Below are 19,119 nucleotides of genomic sequence, written 5' to 3' on the forward strand. Positions count from 1 at the left end.
ATTCAATGATAGCCGGATCGTATAAAAAATCCCCCACATCGAGATATCACGAAGCGGGACGATTCGTTATTCTGATTAGGGAATTGTTATCGATTAGAACCTAATAGAACCTACACAAGGGGGAAACCCGGATGCCGGCCAAAACTCCGCGTATCGTTATCGTCGGAAGCTTAAATATGGACCTCGTCATTTCTATGGAACAAATGCCGAAAGTCGGGGAAACCGTTCAAGCCCAAAGTATTCACTATATTCCCGGGGGCAAAGGCGCTAATCAAGCCGTCGGCTGTTCCCGCCTGGGCGCTCAGATCGACATGATCGGCGCCGTAGGCGGCGATCCGTTCGGCGATCAAATTATCGGTCAAATGAAACGCCATGGAGTGAATACGGAGCATATCTCTATATTGGAAGGCGTATCTACAGGTACAGCCACTATTTTCCATACCCGTCAAGATAATTGTATCGCCATCGTAGCCGGAGCTAACGAACATTGCTCAGCGGATCAAGTCTCCTCCTGCGAATCGCTTATCCGGCAAGCCGATCTGCTGCTCGTGCAGCTGGAAATTCCGCTGGAGAGCGTACGTCAAGCACTCACGATCGCCCGTTCCGCAGGAGTAAAGACGGTGCTGAACCCTGCCCCGGCCAAACCGCTGCCCGATGAGCTGATTCGGCTGGTCGATCTATTGACGCCCAACGAGACCGAATTTGCCGCTCTGAGTGGCGTAGAGCCCGATTCGGAAGCCGCCTGGCAGCAAAGCATGACCGATTGGGAGCGGCGTCATGGCCATAAGCTCGTGGTCACCCGCGGAGCGGCAGGAAGCTCGTATGTGGACGACAGCGGATCACTCGTAACCGTCCCGGCTATGAAGGTACAAGTCGTAGATACAACCGGCGCAGGCGATTCGTTTAACGCCGCTATAAGCTACGGACTCGCTCTCGGATGGACGCTCCACCAGGCGATCGCCTTTGCGGGCAAAGCCGCTTCGCTGTCGGTTACGAAGTTCGGCGCGCAGGACGGCATGCCGACGCTGGACGAGGTTATGGAAGCGGGACGGTAGTCACTCCCGGCCGGCGTATCCCGGACTATGCCGATCGTTCGATTATATGCGGATCGTCGGAAAAAGCGACAATGCGGCGATAATGAGACGAAAATGCGATATACAGCCGTACCGGTGCCAGTTACATTCAATGTAGCTGGCATCGTCCGTTTGCACGGACGTAGCGGAAAGCCCTAGCTGCTCAAGAAGTTCGCAAAAACGGTAAAAGGAAAGGAGGAAAAAGTAGTCGCGAATCGTCCCTGGTTATTGTACGATAGGGACAATTACAAGCCAGGCGAACGACTTTGCAGCACAGATTTTGAACATCCTTCGGGATATTCAACGATCGGAAGGGGCTTATTCCATGAGAAGCAGAAGGCCGATCGCGGCGGCGATCGCTATCGCATCTATCCTGACCGTTGGATCAGGCTGCCGGCAAGAGTCCCCGGTCAAGCAACCGGAAGACGTTATTACCTCACCCGGACCGGTGTCCGGCGGAAAACCCGTCCTCCGAGTGGCGACCAACGACAATTACTTTGCGGGCAACAGCTATACGGATCAATTGCCGGTATGGCAGGAAATCGAGAAACGGACCGGCGTGCAAATTGATTGGGAAGTGCTTCCCAGAGAACAATTCGGCGATTCGATTCGGCTGAGGCTGTCGAAAGGCACTGATTTGCCGGATATTTTCTACATTCCGGACAGCGATCCGGTCACGTTGGCCGGCAAGGGGACGATCGTTCCGCTGGACGATCTGATTGCCGCACATGCTCCTAACATAGCCGCCTTCCTACGGGAAAATCCGGAAATCGACAAAAAACTGCGGCTTGCGGACGGAAAACTGTATGCGCTTGCATCCGTGGTGACCGGCGTCGCTTACACCGATCCGTACGGACTGATGATCCGCAAAGATTGGCTGGACCGGCTCGGGCTGCAGGAACCGTCCACCCTGGACGAATGGTACGCCGTCTTGAAAGCGTTTAAGGAGAACGACCCGAACGGCAACGGCCTTCAGGACGAAATACCGCTGCTGCCGGATTTGGGGCTGAAAGGGTTGAAGCTGTTCGGAAGCGCCGTCGGCGGCCATCTTTTTTACAGCGACGGGTTTTACCCGGATGCGAACGGCACGGTGAAGTATGAGTGGCTGGAGCCGGAAACGAAAGAACTGGTGGAATGGTGGCGCAACTTGTATGCCGAGGGGCTGCTGGCGCCGGACTTTTTGACGAAATCGATGGATTCGTTTCTGTCCGAGGTATCGGCGGGACGTGTAGGCGCGCTTAACGGCTTCCTGAATCTGCGGCCCAAATACGAGCTCGGCAATCGCCAGGCGGGCGATCCGCATGCGGAATGGGTGATGACCGCACCGCCTAAAGCAAAGGATGGCAGCGGATTTTATGAGATATACGGCCCGGTCAGCTCCTGGTTCGGCATATCGAGCAGCAGCCCGAATCCGGAACTCGCGATCCGCTGGCTCGATTACATCTATGCGAGCGAGGAAGGCAGCCGGATCGTCAATTTCGGAGTCGAAGGGCTCAGCTATACGATGGCGGACGGCAAGCCGCGGTTTACCGAATATGCGACTAATCATCCGGACGGGTTGGACTTGACCCGGCTGCTCCGATCGTTAGGGGCGATGCCGACGCTGCCGTGGATTCGCGCAGACAAGGGACCGTTGTCGCTTCAGCCGCAGGCGATGCTCGAATCCGATCCGGTCGGCGCGGAGCTTGCCAACAAAGTGAAGCCCTATCTGATCCCGGCGATATCGCTGACGCTTCCTACTCCCGAGGAGAAGGAGACGGACGCGCTGTACGGCGCCCCGCTGCGCGCCTATGTCGAATCGGCTTTGGCCCGCTTCATTACCGGACCGGAGACGATCGACTGGGAGCGGTTCAACGCTACGGTTGTCTCACTCGGACTGGATCGCGTTCTGCAGGCGAAGCAGCGGCAGTACGACCGCCACAGGGGCGCCCCGGCGCCGTAAGCGCCGTGGACAAGGCCCGACCCGCAGGCTGAGGCTGCCATTCCAGGCAGAAGCGTCAGCCGCGAGCTGGTAGCCGCCCGGGTACCGCCTGCGCTTACCCTCGGCCGATCCTGTCTTGCAGAGCGATCCGGCGATATTCGCCCGGCGTAACGCCATATATTTTCTTGAACATACGGATAAATGAATTGACGTTCCGGTAACCGATCTCCCCGGCCACTTCGCCAATCCGGAGGTCTTCGCCGGAGCTAAGCAGCTCCTTGGCTTTGCTCATCCGGAGCGCGTTCAGGTAATCGGTGAAGGTCATGCCGGTTTTGTCCCGGAAATAGGTGGATAAATAACTGCGCGACATTTGCAACTGATCGGCGACCGTCTCCAGAGACAGATCCTGACGGTAGTGCGTCATGATGTATTCCAGAACGAAGTCTTTCACCGGGTCCTGGCGCGCTTTCTTTTCCTGGACCAGCATGCAGGCTTCCTCGGTCATATCCGCGAGCAGGCGCTCCAGCTGGCCGATTCCGGTACACTTCCCGATCCGGTCAAAGGGCGCATGACGCTCCAGGAAAATTTTCGTATCGAGCTGATAAAACAGCAGCGTTTTCTCGATCTTGGACGATATTTCTTGTGCGAACAAAGCGAAGCGATGCGCGCTCGCATGTTTCTCCTCCAGCCTGCGTATGCATTTGCCGAGCAGTTCGAAGACGCGGTCCCGCTCGCCGGCCTGCAGCTGGATCGACAGTTCCTGATCGTCCGCCGGAGCGATCAGCAAATCGGGGGCGGCAGACGAGCGTTTCGTGACGATCTGGATCTCGCTGGCCAACCGTCGTTCCAGAAGCATGTGGCAGGCCTCCTCATAAGCCGATGCGAATTCGCCGGGGCGGCATGATAACGGAGGAACTGCTATCGTCATCAGGAAAAACGTCTGGTCCCGGTCCGCAATATGCTTGAGGCGGTTCAATACGTTCAGGATATCGCCGGTATCCACTTCGCCGCTCACGAGCGTAAGCACTTGGTCGCGTTCCACTTGCAGCGTGGTCGATTCCGCGAAACCTTCGCCGAGCTGCAGAGCGATCAGCTCCCGGATATAATAGGACGCCTTCTCGCGTTCTTCGCCGGACAACCCGTCGAACCGCTCGGTGAACGTCAGGCGGAACAAGATCAGCCGGAACGGTTTATCGGTGTCGATCAGCTCGTTCAGGCTTTGCTGATACATGTTTTTCACCTTGCTCAAGTAGCCGTACGATTTGAGCAGATCGTTCTTCTGATCGAGATCGGTGCGGATTTCACGCTCGGAGCGCACGATATCGGATATTTTGTCGCTGATCCAATCGAGCTCGCGAATATTGGTCTTGGACGGCTGCGGAGAGCCCGATTTCTGGAAGCCGGAGATCATTTTGCGGATCGGACTGTTGAACTTGAGACTAAGCACGACCGCCAGGAAAAATCCGATAAGAAGCGCGCTCCCCAGAACGGAAACGAGCACTGCGTTAAGCCGGGACACTTGACCCGCGATATGAGAGAACGGAACGATATTGATATAGGTGAAGCCGGTATCGGCGCCTTTTCTGTAAAACAAGTAGTTATCGCCGCTCTTCACGTGCCCTTCTCCGGAGCCGAAAGACTGCGCAAGCGTATTCATCTCCCACGGCGCACCGTGCTGAAACAGCGGCTGGCCGTCCGGGCCCAGAATGAGGAACTGATTGTTCGGAGAGACATGGAACCGTTCGAACAGCTTTCCTGCGTCGAGAAAAGCAGCAATCGCATACGATCCGGATTTCATCAGGATGGGAAACAGCATCCCTTTATCGGAGATGCCGTTGATCGGCGAAGTGGAATAAAAGCCGGCCGCAGGGAACAGGCGGAAGGCTGAACCGCCGCTCTTCCATTGTTGCGCCCAGAAATCCGCACCGTAACGATCGCTCGCATATTGCTTCGTGAACAGATCCGGCATGCCACCGGTCCCGTTTTTCTCCAGAAAGTAAGACCGGTCGGGATTGTAGAGGACAATATTGTTCAGAAACAACAGCGGATTGCCGGTTAGCGTTTTCATTTGCTCGATCGCCTGAGCTGCCAGCGTGTAGTCGTAGACGTCCGGACTTTTGCCCAAAGCCATAACGGGCCGGCTCATGCCGAGCTGCATCAGATTAAACTCGATCAGGTTGAAATGCTTCTCGTAGCTGTCGACCGATTTGGCCAAGCCCAGCATATTGTAGCTGACGATATCCCGGTGAACGTTCGTTTTGAAAAAAGTGAACGAGAACAGATTAAACGAAAGCAGCAGCACGATCAGCAGCAGGAAGGAAGAAAGCAGTCTGACAAATAAGGAATTCCACTTCAGTGACAGCGGAACGAAGCGGTTTATCATAAGCGTTCCTCCTAGCGTTACTCAAGCGATGTAGTAATCGATTTCCATTCTATTTTATTATAGGGTCCGGGCCCGATGCCGGTCAACGGCTGAAATGGGACCCCCCGAACGAATTCATTCGACGACAACGATAAGGGGTGCCAACCATGAGTAACAAGGTATGGACGACAGCAATCAGCGTTCTGGTAGGAGCAAGTCTGCTGACCGCGTGCGGAGGCAATACGACGAGCGAAGGCAACGGGAACGGCGGCAAGGAGACAGCTAAACCGCCTGTCGAAGATCAAGTTAGCCAAGAGCCTGTCGAGCTTGTCATTCAAGATCAGGGCGGAGCTTCGGAGGAAGTATTCAACCAGTCGTACGGCGCTTTCATCAAGCAAAAATTCCCCAACTATACGATCAAATACATTCAGGCGGCGAAAGGCACGACGCTGCAAGATCTCATTGTAGCCGGTCAGCACGTGGATATTATTATCGCAGGCATTAACGGCATGCCGGACCCGCTGTTCGGGCTTGATATGAAGCTCGATATGACCGAGCTGATCAAGAAACACGGCGTCGATCTGACCAAGTTCGATTCGACGCTGATCGACGGGATCAAGACGATGGGCGACGGCAAATTGTACTTTCTGCCGGTGACGAATCTGGTTCAGGTGATGTTTTACAACAAAGGCATCTTCGACAAGTTCGGCATTCCGTATCCGAAAGACGGCATGACGTGGGACGAGGTCGGCGAGCTGAACCGGAAACTGACCCGCAGCGAAGGCGGCGTCTCCTATATGGGGTACTCGGCATCCCCCGCCCATATTCTCAATATGAGCCAGTATTCGATGCCGCTCTACGACCCGCAGAGCAAGAAACCGATGCTGACCGACGAACGGTGGCGGCTGGCGCTGGAGACGTATTTCCTGAACCAGGCGACTTCCGGATACAAGGAATGGGCCACTACGAAGAAAAAGGTGCCGTATTACACCGAGATGACCGCCTCGCAGGAGCTGGCGATGATGGTGTTCAACTCGCAGTTTCCGTTCGACGGCCCTCAGCACGTCAAGGACATCGATTGGGACCTCGTCTCGCTTCCGGTCCTGAAAGACAAGCCGAAGCTGGGCTCGCAGGCGAATCCGAAAACCTTCGCGATCACGAAAACGTCAAAAAATAAAGACGCCGCGATGGAAGTCATTAAATATATGACGTCGGCCGAGATGCAGATGAACTTCTCCAAGCAAGGGTATATGACTGTACTGAACGACGATACGATCAAAAAAGCAATCGGCACGGAAAGCCAGCACAAAGGGAAAAACTGGGGCGCTGTCTATTACAACAACTTGGCTCCGATGGCGTACAAAAGCATCTACGATACGAAAATATTGTCGTTCCTGACGCCGAATGTGCTGAAGCTCGTCACGGGCGAGACCGATCTGAACAGTGCGATTCGCAGCGCGCAGGAGCAAGCCGAGAAATATGTGGAGAGCGAGATGAAGAAATAAGTGCGGGGAGGCCCGAATATGAATCGAAACTTATCCACGCTCCCGCGGCAGGTTACGCGGAGGGCGGGGCGTCCGCAGGAAAACGGCTGGTGCATGCAGGTAGCGTCCCTGCTCGCCAACGCGGATTTTTGAGCAAGTCAGCGTCGGCGGATCGGTATGGCTTGATGATGTGGTGATCGAGAAAATCATCGAGTAAGCGGCGCGCGGCAAGGAAAAACAGAATCAGATTGATGCACGGGAGGAATTCCGATGAACGTAACCGACCTGGAACATGGCAAGCTGGGCATCTACGATGTCAACGATCAGTTGAAGCGGCATGTTTACAGCCGTTCGGCGGAAGCTTTCGCTGCGGGGGACCGGGACCGGGACGAAGTTGTTACCCTGGAGCAATTGGAACGGCGCAAAAGCCGGATGAGGAGCGCGTTTATCCAATCGCTTGGCGGTCTTCCGCCGAGCGATTGCCCGCTCGATCCGCTCCTTACCGGTACTTTACAGCGCGACGGCTATACGATCGACAAAGTAATATTCCAATCGCGGCCGAACCATTGGGTGACGGCAAACTTGTACATTCCTGCAGGAACCGGCGCGCCTTCCGCGGCGGTGCTGCACTTGTGCGGGCACAACCCTCTGGCCAAGCAGGGCGACGTGTATCAGATCGTCTCGCAGCATCTCGTTCGCGCCGGTCTGATCGTGCTGACGATCGATCCGATCGGCCAGGGTGAGCGGCTCAGCTATTACGACCGCGATACGAGCGCTACCAGGGTTGCCGCCTCCACGCGGGAGCACGAATATGCCGGCAGGCAAAGCTTGCCGCTCGGCGACTGCTCAGCCCGCTACTTCATTCACGACGCGATGCGCGCGGTCGATTATCTCTGCACGCGGCCGGAGGTCGATCCGGCGAAAATCGGGGTCACCGGCTGTTCCGGCGGCGGGATGCAGACAAGCATGATGATGCTGTGCGATCCCCGCATCGCGGCTGCCGCGCCCGCTGCCTTCATTATGAATCGCGAGTCCTATATGTACGCGGGACAGGCGCAAGACGCGGAGCAAATATGGCCAGGCCTTACGAAGCTTGGTTTCGATCATGAAGACCTGCTGATGGCTATGGCGCCGCGTCCCGCGCTCGTCTTGGCGGCGGAGTACGATTTCTTCCCGATCGAAGGAACCCGCAGAACGGTTGAGCGGACGAAACGGTTTTGGGACATGTATGGCAACTGCGGAGAAGCGGAGCTGGAATATTTCGAAGACGCCTGCGTCCATACGTATTCGCCTCCTATGGCGAAAGCGGCGGCTGTATTTTTCAGCAAACATCTGCTGGGCAAGCCGCCCGTTTGCTCGTGGGAAGGGATACAACCAATTTCCCCGGAGCTGCTTAGGTGCACGAAAAGCGGGCAGCTGCGCGGCGACAGAGTCGATGCGCACGCCATCCATGAGGCGAACTGCGGCCGGCTTGCCCTTCTGGAAGAAGCTTCAACCGCGATGCCGGAGCCGGCAAGGAAGGAGCGGGCACTCGTCTGGCTGCGCGAGCGGGTATACGGCGGGCGATCGGCCTGTCCGCTTAATACGCGGAGGGCTTTACTCGGCGAGCTGGACGAGGAGCTCAGCATCGAACGTATCCTGTGGTGGAGCCAGACGTCGCTGTTCAATCATGGGTTGCTATTCCGTTCAAGCGAATGCGAGGGGCCGGCGTCTGTCACAATCGGCCTGTGGGCGCGCGGCACGAAAAGCATCGGCCCGCGTTTTCGCTGGATTCGCGAAACGTGCAAGGCCGGCCGGGCGGTATTCGTCCTAGACGTATCCGGCGATGGAACGGTTATGCCGAACGGCGTTACGGCGGCCGGCGGCATGCACGATTTTTTCGGCACGATCCATAAGTTTGCGACCGATCTGTATTGGCTGGATGACAGCTTGGCCGCACTGCGGACGTTCGACGTCGTGCGCGCCCTCGATCTCGTTGAGTCGCTCAGCGGCGGAGAGAATCCCGACATCCGGCTGTATGCGGACGGACGGTTCGGCATGTACGCAGCATTGGCCGCGATCCTGGACGACCGGTTGAAGCAGGTCGAAACTGTGAACGGGATAAGCAGCATCGCCGACTTCGTTCGTTCGCGTGAGTACGATCCGCTGGACAGCGAAGGCATCATCATGCCCGGTATGCTCCGGTATTTCGACTTGCCGGATATAGAGCGGTGGACATAAAAGGCGTCACAATTCAAAAAGGAGGAAGGAAGGATGCGCAAAGCTTCTTGGTTGGCTATTCTGCTATTCTTATTCCTCCTTGCATGCATCGGAGGCGTTATCATGCTTAAGGACCACGAGAACAACTTGTACTTGGTATACAAAGGGGAATCTAGGGCGGTCATCGTACGGCAAAATGGCGCGATCGGCAAGGAAGCGATCGACGAGCTGCGCAGCCGGATTCGCAAAGCGACCGGAGCCGACCTGCCTGTTGTGGACGCGGAGGAACTGGAACGTCTGGACGTACCCGAGTCCCATATCCGCATCCTGGTCGGGCCCGGCCCGATGACGGAAGCGGCGGGTATACGTCCCGCCGATCTGGAGAAGGAAGCTTACCGGGTCGCGGTGAGAGACAACCGGCTCGTCCTGACGGGAGCGAGCAATGCCGCCATCTTATATGCGGTAAGTTATTTCCTCGACGAATCTATCGGTGTCCGTTACTTGTGGCCGGGCGAGCTCGGCACATACGTCCCCCGCCGGGACACGCTGGAACTGCCCGACATGGACGTGACCCGACAGCCCGAAGCGGAACAGCGGAGATTGCGGACGATCGAGAAAGGGCCGGAGATCGAGCGCTGGTTAGGCGTCCATCTGATGGGAAGCCGCAGCCAGTTTGCCTTCGGCCATGCCTTCACGGCGTGGTATGACAAATACGGGAAGGCGCATCCCGAATACTTCGCGCAGCCGCCCGCCGGCCAGAAGCAGGTCCTCTCCGAACGGGTCAAGCTGGACCTCAGCAACGAAGCGGTCGACGACGTTATTATCCGCGAATGGCAAGCGGCGGGATCGCCAGACAATTGGAACGTGTCTCCCAACGACGGAAGCGGCTTCTGCATCAGCGCAGGCTGTCTCGCGATGGACGAACCGGCCGGGCAATCGATCGACGCGATCTGGAAAGCCGAAGGCCAGCTTACCGCGCGATACGTCAAGTTTTGGAACCGGCTGCTCGGCAAGATGCGTGTGCTCAACCCTAACGTAACACTTTCAACTTACGCCTACAGCTCCTACAAGGAGCCGCCTCCCAACGGCCTGAAGCTGAAGGACGGCATGGTGATCGGCTTCGTGCACACCTTCCAGGCGTATGAACAATGGCAGGGGTGGCACGATACCGTGGCGAAGCTGTTTCTGCGCCCGAACTGGTGGCATTCGGGAGCGATCGCCCCGAACCTGATGCTGCATGCGACGGGCAACTATTTCAAGTTCGCCCAGCAGCACGGCATGATCGGCTTCGACTTTGACAGCATTATGGGGTACTGGGGGACGCAGGGACTTAACTATTACTTAATCGCCCGGCTGTCGGCGCGTCCCGAATTGTCCGTGGACGACGTTATAGCCGAATACGCGTCTGCCTTCGGCAAGGCTGCGCCGATCATTCAGGACTATATCGGCTACTGGGAGCGCTTCTCCGAGAAAACGGCCTACAACGTATCCGCCGGCAACGGTGTTACGATGGACCCGAACGGCCGGTTCGAAACCGTCGTCAGGCAGTATGACCTTCCCGGCTCCCCGCTCAACAGCGGCTGGTACACGCTTCCGTATCTGTATACGGACTCAGTGCTCGGTGAAGCGTACGCCCTCCTCGACCGAGCCGATCAGACTGTAGCCGGCGACAGTGACGATGGCGCAGAGGAAGTGAAGCAGCGCATCGCCTTTTTGCGCGAAGGGCTGCGCCATCTGGAGCTGACCCGTGAGGTGATCCGGTACGGCTATGAGAAGTCGCGTCCGGACGGAGCGACGCGGGAGCAATTTATAGCGAAAAGTGAAGAACTCGACCGGTACCGGAAAGAAATCTCCGCCAGACACGTCATCTCCTACGATGCGCTACTGTCGTCCGAGCAGCGGCGGAGCATTCCTACGGTACTGAGCCGGACAACCGGCTGGGATCGAACAACTCCCGGTGCCGGCGGCCCAAGCGGCGCTGAGCTGGACGAACAATTCCGCGGCTTGTGAGGTAGGTAGCGTGCTCCAAGTGGAAAGGGAAAGATTACCTTCTGGCGAGTTTTGTCTGGAATCCCCTACCTTACAATCCTTGTTCAATCAAGGGATTCCGGACAACCTGTTTGAGCAGAAGAAGGTAACTTTTCACTTGGAACGGCCTGCTATCACTTCTACACAAGGAATCGATTGCCTCACAAACCGCTCCTATTCGGGTCCCTGTCTCCGCTTGAAGCAGGGCAGAAAGCCTAACAGCCATTCCATTCCCGATAGGCAAACTGCGTCACTTGCAGATAAGACAAGTAAAAAGGGGACCTTCTTTCGCTTAGATCTATTAAAAGTAGAGCCGGAATGGTATGCCTGCTTCTTTACTTCCCGAAGCATCCGGTTCCATAACGCTTCATAGCCCCCTATCATCTCCTCCACACACTAAAACGCTTGCCCCTACTAATCCCTTCCAGAGAGATTAATACAGACAAGCGTTGTAGTTACTACCGTCCATTAACAGGGTAAATGCACCATTACGTGTGGTACATCCCCGTTAATCTACCTATGATATATTTACCTCATTCATCGAAATCGCACAAATCCCCAACCTAATTCTGCATCACAAAATCATTCTCAACCTTCGCATTCGCATCATCGAACACGCGCAAAATCTCATACTTCGTATTGCGCTGCGCCGGGATTTTGCCAGCCTGACGGATCAGGTCGAGCGTCGAGCCGATGTTGACCTTGTGGGTCGTGCCTGCGGCCGATACGACGTTCTCCTCGATCATCGTGCTGCCGAAATCGTTGCAGCCGAAATGGAGCGACTGCTTGCCGACCTCCGGTCCCATCGTTACCCACGACGATTGGAAGTTCGGGATGTTGTCGAGCATCAGGCGGCTGATCGCCACGTTTTTCAAGTACGCGTCGGCTCCCAGCTTCTCGGCTTTCAGATTCGTGTTGTCCGGCTGGAACGTCCACGAGATGAACGCCAGGAAGCCCGGCGACGGGTATTTATTATTAATGCAATCGTCCTGGGCTTCGCGGACGCGCAGCATGTGCAGCACGCGCTCTTCCATCGATTCCCCGAATCCGATGACCATCGTAGCCGTCGTGTTCATCCCGATCTTGTGCGCCGTGCGCATGACGTCCATCCATTCGGTCCAACTGCCCTTCAGACGGCTGATCTTGCGGCGCGTCCGGTCGTCCAGAATCTCCGCTCCGCCGCCCGGCAGCGAGTCAAGGCCGGCTTCGTGAATTTGACGAACAACTTCCTCCAGCGACAAGCCTTCGGAAACCTCCTTCATCTTCCAGATCTCGGCCGGAGAGAAGGAATGCATCGTAATATCCGGAAACCGTTTCTTGATTTCCTTTAAAATATTCGTATAATAGCTGAACGGCAAATTCGGATTCGTGCCGCCCTGCATCAATATTTCCGTTCCCCCGACATCGATCGTCTCCTGAATTTTCTGGAAGATCGTCTCGTCCGGCAGGACGTAGCCTTCCTTGGAGCCAGGCGCCCGGTAAAACGCGCAAAACCGGCAGTATACATCGCAAATGTTCGTATAGTTAACGTTCCGCCCGATCACAAACGTCGCAACCGGATCCGGATGAAATCTCAGCATGATCTGGTTGGCGGCCGCGCCCATCTTCTCGATCTCGTCGGAGTCGTACAGCGCGAGCCCATCCTCCAAATCCAGTCGTCCCCCCGCCAGCACTTTGTCTAATATGCGGTCGATCCGGCTCATCCTAATCACTCCTTCGCATGTAATTCTATCGTACCATATCGCCCACCGGAAAAACAGAATGAAACTTGGCAATTCATCGACAGGTGCGGACGCAAAAACGCGGCTTACGACGCAAAGAAGCCGCCCCGGATCGGGACGGCCTCCTTGCATGGGTTATGGGTTTGGATAGCTTTGCAAAGCACGTTTCGAATCAAAACACACTTTTTTTATTTGAACGGCTTCAATTGCTTGTCAGCCGGTCTTACTGAGTTGACTTGGTCGACATACGCTTGGAAGATCTCTTTTCCTTTGTACTTGGTCATCAGTTCTTCCCGGTATTTCGGCCAGTTCGATGCGTCCTTGTCGTCCATTAGAGAAACCATTTGCAGACGAGCCATTTCTTTACGATAGTCGCCGATATTCATGCCTTGAGGCGGAGCCAGAGTTACAGGCTCTCCCTTATGCTTCGGAATCTCTTGAACGAACTTGAGTACGGCACGGTCGCGGTCGGATACGCGCGGATCGATGATCTCGAGGCCATGAACCGTCGGATCGTCGAAGTTCGTGAAGAATCTCCAGATGTCCAGGAAGTTGCCGTTTTTCGTAACGTCGGCTTCGTAAGCGGCCGGGTCGATCGTAATTTTCTTGCCTTCTTTCTTATAGTGCTTGCCTTCTTGACCGTAGTGGGTCATCAGGTAGCCTTCTTCGCTGGCGAGCCAGTCGAGAATTTGAACGGAGCGTTGAACTTTTTCCGGGTTTTTGTCGGCTACAGCTTTCGAGAACAGGAACGGGCTTGCTCCCCCTGGAGTACCTTGCTTCCAGCCGTACGGCTGATCCTTGAACGGGAAGATCGGCTGCCAATCGGCTTTCGGGTCGATCAGCTTCGTACGCGCTTGAATGCTTGTAGGAACGGAGTCCAGAGCGATATTGCGGTCGGTTGCGAACACTACGCCGACTTTGCCTTGAGCCGCTTTGTCGAAATGCTGAGGCGTTTTGTTAACGAACCAGTCCGGATCGACTACGCCTGCTGCGATCATTTCTTTTATGTCCGTAATAACCTGCTGTACCTTCGCATCGCTTTGCACTTCTACGAATTCCAGGTTCTTCTCGTCGATCATAAAGTCGGCTACAAGTCCGTTTTTGATCCATGCCGGGAAGTCAAGCGGAATCCGGTTACCGGCAGCAGCCGCGCTGAATCCGTACGTATCTTTCTTGCCGTTGCCGTCCGGATCTTCGTGCGAGAACTTCTTCATCGCCGTCATCAGCTCGTCATACGACTTCGGAAGCTGCAGGCCGAACTTGTCGAGCCAGTCTTTCCGGATATAGAACGAACCATACGTCCCGCGTTGGAACGGCATTGGCGAACGGGAATGCGTGATGCCCTTCAACTGGTAGTTTTTAATTTCGTCTTCCGTAATCCATTTGAAATAGTTGGGCATCGTTTGCTTGGTTACGAATTTGCTCTGATCTGCCAGCAATCCGTCAACCGCGAACTTTTGGCTCGCTGCACCGTTAGCCAGGAACATGTCCGGATGATCTCCGCCGGTCATGATTACGTTGATTTTCGTATCATAGTCCGTACCGAACGGCAAATATTCTACTTTCAGATTGACATTGAACTTCTCTTCGATCGTCTTCTTGACGAAGTCTTTATCGGCCGAAGGCAAGTTCGCCGTTGCAGGCGCGAACAGGAACCAACGAAGATCCAGCTTCTGATTGTTAGTCGCGTTGCCAGCCGATGCGTTATCCCCGCCGGCAGCAGGCTTCTGCTCTTCTTTCGCACCGCAAGCGGTAAGTACCATCGTGCTGGCGATTACGACCGCCCCTAATACTTTCAAAGTTTTCATGGAATGGAATTCCTCCTCCGATATGATGCCGCAGCAGCTCCGGTATTTTGTAAAAAACGTTGGCGACTGATCCCCTTCATCGTGCCCATTCATTCAAATTCAGACGGTTTCCGGCCGTTAGGCCCATTCCGTGATCGACGGTCTCGCCTCACCTCCTGAATAGAATTCTCCACTAGTTTCCTTGGCATTCGACCAGCAAACGCTTCCACTTGAATTGTAAAGCGATGACAGGATCAAGATCAATTCCTGTCACGCTGGGAAAACTAGGCAATGACGTGAAGGTTCTGCAGGTTCACTTCGCCTTCAAGCGGCTGACCGGCGATAAAGCGCCGAATTTCTTCGACGGCGTGTCTCGCCATACGCTGCTTGCCATTGTTGACCGCGCCAGCGATATGCGGGATCAAGATGACGTTCGGCAGCTTGCGGAACGGGTGGTCCAGACTCGGCGGCTCCGGTTCGGTGACGTCGATGCATGCCGTGAACCGCCCTTTGGCCAGTTCGGCCGCCAACTCGTATTCGTGAACAAGGCTCCCGCGTGCGGTGTTAATCAGAACCGCATCGTCTTTCATAATCGAGAACGCCTTCGCATTGAACATATGGTTCGTCTCCGGGATCGACGGAGCATGGATTGAGATGACGTCGGATACTGCCAGCAGCTCTTCGAATTCGACCTTGCGGCAGCCCAGCTCTACGGCTTCCTGGACGGAAACGATCGGATCGTACAGAACGATATCGACCTCGAACTGTTGAAGCAGACGAATATAATGCCTTCCGGCTTTACCGGCGCCTACGACGCCGATCGTAATATCGAACATTTCCCGGATATGCTCCTTGCCTTCCTCCCAAGTCCCTTCCCGGGTACTTTGGGAAAGCTCCCACATCCGCTTGAGCGATGTGATCGTAAGTGCGAGCGCTGTTTCCGCTACGCCGACTCCGAGCGCATCATTGGCGCTGCTGACGCGTATGCCGCGTTCGATCAGCTCCGGGGTTACAATTCCTTTCACGGTACCGGCCGCATGAGCTACCAGCTTCAGACGTCCAGCGTCTCCCAGAACATCGGCATCAAAGGCGGGGCATCCCCAGGACGTGATCGCAAAGTCCGCATCGCGGATCAATTCGGCAACTCGTTCCTTCGAGGGCGCGCCGGGAAGCGTATTGACGACGAGTTCTCCCATTTGGCGAAGCTGATTTAAGTATTTTTCAGTTACAATACTTTCCCAGACGTCGGCACCGGGCAACAAGGCAATTCGATTCATGCTGTTCCCGCTTTCTAATGTCGTTTTTGACTCACAACTAACTCTGAATAACTTCATGATAACGGATCAAAAACGACTTTGTCAAGAAATAAATCGCTTCCAAGTGTTGATTGTAACTTATTCGTAACTCACAAAATTCGAATTAGAAGTTAGAATGTGTCTCTTATTATTCCGATTGTTTTAGTGAATGCAGACTGTCGAACGTTGTCGCCTGGCGCTTTACGTCGCTTTTGGCCCGCAAAAAAACCGGCCTGATCGAGGACCGGTTGTTTATGCTTCCTGCCGTTTTTTTCGGCGCAGCTCTTCCAGGGCTACGTCAATTTTGGCGCAAGCCGCCTGCTCGGATTCGAGTCCCGACCAGTACAGCTTCATCTCGTTGATGATCGTCACCAGCATCTCGAACGTTACGTTCAGATCGGTGTACATCCTGTAGGTCGGCACAATATCGCGGTGCATCGGATACCTGATCGGCCGGTACATCGTCTCCGGTCCCATCCACTCGGCTGCAGGCTTCAAGGCCGGGATGCTGAGCGTCCGCTGGCGGATCGACAGCTGGGCCTGGTAAGAGGTCATAAAGTCGATAAAGGTCTGGGACGCTTCCTTCTGCTCGGACTTGGCGTTGATCCCAAGACCGATCGAGACGAGCAGCGTTTTCGGATTTTCGAAGGCTGGAACCGGAGCGATGTCGTATTCGAAGTCGGCTTTCCTCAGCTCGTTCAAGCCGAAATAGGTCGTCATGATCATCGACACCTTCTGCTGCAGGAACAGCTTCTCCGCATCCGCCTCCTCGTAGAAAAACGGAAGGTTCGTCTGACTGAGCAGCGTGTCCCGGCACAGCCGAAGCGCCTCCATCCAAGGCGAGCCGTACAGCCGGATCGGTTCGTCTTCGGGCGGCAGCCGCATCCCGCTCTGGAGCAGAAATACCGGCCAACGGTTGCAGGACAGCAGGAAGAAGTAAAAACCGTAACGTTCGCTGGGGACCGACAGCTTCGCCGCGGCCTGCTTCAAATCGTCCCAGGTCCAGCTGCTGTCGGGCTCGTGCAGCTGACTTTCCTGAAAATGCTTCCGGTTATAGCACAATACGACCGGGGAGAACAGGAAAGGCTGCACGGATTGCCGTCCTTCATGCGTAAACGCTTTGTTCAGATACGGGTAGATGTCGCCGCTGGGCCGCTGGTCTTCCAGCAAATGCAAGGCGTCATGCTCGATCATCTCGTTAAAATTCGGAATATTCACCGTGACGACATCCATAATCCCGCTCTCAAGCGATTGGCGGATACTCACATAATGTTCCAGCATCATCGGCTGAACCCGGATACGCGGATACAGCTTGTGGAATTTGGAGATCAGGGTGCCCAGATCGGCTTCTTCGATCGTCGTCTGGTGGCAGCCGAAACGAATCGTTACGGAGTTGCCGTCCGATACGCCGGCGATCCGGTTGCCGACCTTCGGAATTTTCTCGATCAGGCCTTCGGACACGAGCGCGTCGAGACATTGGCGAACCGATTTGTTGCTGATGCAGTACACTTTTCCGAGCTCCCGCTCCGACGGCAAAAAATCGCCCACGTTCAGTTTGCCGGATACGATATCGTCGCGGATCGTTCGCACCATATCATCCATCCGTTTCGAAAGCGTGGCCCGGCTAGGCCTACTCGCCATACCCACCCCATCCTTTCCAAATATTTACACAAATCCTATAAAGAAAAACCCCGTCTCCATGAAGTTAGGCTTGCCGAGTACGCCTCCCATGGAATCCGGGGACTATGCCGTTGCCCTGTCGGACGTTAAGGTCAGGCGCTGCTCACTTGACGCTGGGTCATGATTTTCTCCTTCAGCCGCTGCAGGTGAAGCTGCTCCGAATCGTGCTGCAGCGGAGCCGGCTTGGCAAAATAATAGCCTTGTCCCATCCCAACCCTATGCTTGAACAGAACGTGAGCTTCTTCCTGCCGCTCTACGCCCTCCGCTATAACTTGACAGTTAATATGCTCCGCCATGTACAGGATCGTACGCAGCATCACTTGCTTGACAGCCACCGTATCGATGTCGCGGATCAGCGAACGGTCGATCTTGATCATATCAGGAATAATCTCAGAAATCGACTGTAAACTGGAAAACCCCGTTCCCGCGTCGTCCACGGCAAACCGGAATCCGAGCGCCCGGTACTCCCGCACCAGGCCGGAGAGATGGTCGTAGTCCTGAACTTTATACCGTTCGGTAATCTCCAGCACGATCTGTCCGGGCCGGACTGCCGGATACTGTTCCAGCGTGAGCAGCAGAGCGTCCAGAAAGGCGCGCTGGCCCAGCGAGACGGCCGTAATATTCAGAAAAACCGTTTCCTTCAGCGCTCTGCGCGTCAGTTCCTGAAACACCTTTTTGAACACAAGCTGCTCCAGCCTGGGAAGAAGTCCGGCCTGATAGGCGTACTCAAACAGATCGCCCGGGGAATGAAAAGGCGTATCGTGCGGTCCGCGCGTCAAAAATTCCCACCCGGAGACTTCGCCGTTCTCCAAATTCATAATCGGCTGTGCCAGCACGCGAATATTCTCATCGCGGGTCAGCGCGATCAGCTGCAGACGGGTGGCGCCGTAATCTTCCGGCAGACGTCCGCTCGCGGCCGAAGATGCGTATTGGTAGGCCGTTGACACAGCCGTTTCCGTATCGGGGATATCCGGGGAAAGTAACATGCAGCCCGCTACCAGACGAATTCGTCCGTTCCAGGCGCCGTCCGCCGCGTACAGCGAACCGATCCGGTGCTCCAGTTCCAGCCGGAACTGCCGGGTTGTTTTAAGCAAGCTGTCTTGCTGAACCGAATCCGGCAGCTGGACGAACAGCAGAAACTCGTCATGCCAATGCTTCGCGCCGATCATATCCGATTCCCGGAAAAACAGCGGCAGAACGGTAATCATCGTGTGCTGGACGGCTTGCTGCAAAGTGCGGAACCACTCGGTGGATACCGTCTCCAAAATCGGCAGGGCGCCTTCAAGCTTCACGAGGATCAGCGCACACCTTTTGTTTTTGCGGCGGGCTCCGCTTACCAGCGACAATACCGGGTCCCTGACGGTGAATGACGGGGGGAAATATTTCAACAGCCGATCGGGCAGCGGCAGACGGAGTGCGGCTTTGAGATGCTGCTTAACATTGTGCACGAAGGCCATGGGAACCCCCAAATGGTTGATCGCAAAATACCGGTCGATGGGTACAATACTGACATATTACCACACAATTTCGGCGAAATACAGGCCGTAACCGGACCAAAAAAGGAGCCCG

General features: G+C 55.5%; 11 protein-coding genes. 5 read left to right on the forward strand and 6 right to left on the reverse strand.

Annotation, left to right across the window (positions count from 1 at the left end; genetic code table 11):
- Positions 1 to 131: 131 nt before the first annotated feature.
- Both rbsK and PV433_RS27045 read left to right on the forward strand, forming a co-directional pair.
- On the forward strand, positions 132 to 1,055 hold the full coding sequence (gene rbsK, locus PV433_RS27040) for a ribokinase (protein ID WP_332075138.1): 924 nt from the start codon (positions 132 to 134) through the stop codon (positions 1,053 to 1,055).
- Between the two features lie 343 nt (positions 1,056 to 1,398).
- Complete coding sequence (locus PV433_RS27045) at positions 1,399 to 3,015, forward strand: extracellular solute-binding protein (RefSeq protein ID WP_332075139.1); 1,617 nt, start codon at positions 1,399 to 1,401, stop codon at positions 3,013 to 3,015.
- A gap of 94 nt (positions 3,016 to 3,109) precedes the next feature.
- On the opposite strand, the gene PV433_RS27050 is transcribed toward PV433_RS27045, so the two are convergent.
- Positions 3,110 to 5,377: a helix-turn-helix domain-containing protein gene (locus tag PV433_RS27050; RefSeq protein WP_332075140.1), complete on the reverse strand. Its 2,268-nt coding sequence runs from the start codon at positions 5,375 to 5,377 to the stop codon at positions 3,110 to 3,112.
- 146 nt (positions 5,378 to 5,523) lie between these two features.
- On the opposite strand from PV433_RS27050, the gene PV433_RS27055 reads away from it, so the two are divergent.
- From PV433_RS27055 to PV433_RS27065, 3 genes are all read left to right on the forward strand, one after another.
- Complete coding sequence (locus tag PV433_RS27055; protein ID WP_332075141.1) at positions 5,524 to 6,861, forward strand: ABC transporter substrate-binding protein; 1,338 nt, start codon at positions 5,524 to 5,526, stop codon at positions 6,859 to 6,861.
- Positions 6,862 to 7,110: 249 nt separating this feature from the next.
- Positions 7,111 to 9,060, forward strand: coding sequence for an alpha/beta hydrolase family protein (locus tag PV433_RS27060; RefSeq protein WP_332075142.1), 1,950 nt, complete (start codon positions 7,111 to 7,113; stop codon positions 9,058 to 9,060).
- A 102-nt stretch (positions 9,061 to 9,162) separates the two neighbouring features.
- Positions 9,163 to 11,049, forward strand: coding sequence for a DUF4838 domain-containing protein (locus PV433_RS27065; RefSeq protein WP_332075143.1), 1,887 nt, complete (start codon positions 9,163 to 9,165; stop codon positions 11,047 to 11,049).
- Between the two features lie 581 nt (positions 11,050 to 11,630).
- Here the strand turns inward: PV433_RS27065 and mqnC are convergent.
- The 5 genes from mqnC to PV433_RS27090 form a co-directional block, all read right to left on the reverse strand.
- On the reverse strand, positions 11,631 to 12,770 hold the full coding sequence (gene mqnC, locus PV433_RS27070; RefSeq protein ID WP_332075144.1) for a cyclic dehypoxanthinyl futalosine synthase: 1,140 nt from the start codon (positions 12,768 to 12,770) through the stop codon (positions 11,631 to 11,633).
- A 206-nt stretch (positions 12,771 to 12,976) separates the two neighbouring features.
- Complete coding sequence (locus PV433_RS27075; protein WP_332075145.1) at positions 12,977 to 14,596, reverse strand: hypothetical protein; 1,620 nt, start codon at positions 14,594 to 14,596, stop codon at positions 12,977 to 12,979.
- 263 nt (positions 14,597 to 14,859) lie between these two features.
- Positions 14,860 to 15,852: a hydroxyacid dehydrogenase gene (locus tag PV433_RS27080; RefSeq protein WP_332075146.1), complete on the reverse strand. Its 993-nt coding sequence runs from the start codon at positions 15,850 to 15,852 to the stop codon at positions 14,860 to 14,862.
- Positions 15,853 to 16,122: 270 nt separating this feature from the next.
- Complete coding sequence (locus PV433_RS27085; protein ID WP_332075147.1) at positions 16,123 to 17,511, reverse strand: extracellular solute-binding protein; 1,389 nt, start codon at positions 17,509 to 17,511, stop codon at positions 16,123 to 16,125.
- A gap of 131 nt (positions 17,512 to 17,642) precedes the next feature.
- Positions 17,643 to 19,007, reverse strand: a complete 1,365-nt coding sequence (locus PV433_RS27090; protein WP_332075148.1) for an EAL domain-containing protein — start codon at positions 19,005 to 19,007, stop codon at positions 17,643 to 17,645.
- Positions 19,008 to 19,119: the final 112 nt, after the last annotated feature.

The sequence above is a fragment of the Paenibacillus sp. GYB004 genome (genome assembly GCF_036577605.1).
Taxonomy (GTDB): Bacteria; Bacillota; Bacilli; order Paenibacillales; family NBRC-103111; genus Paenibacillus_AB; species Paenibacillus_AB oceani.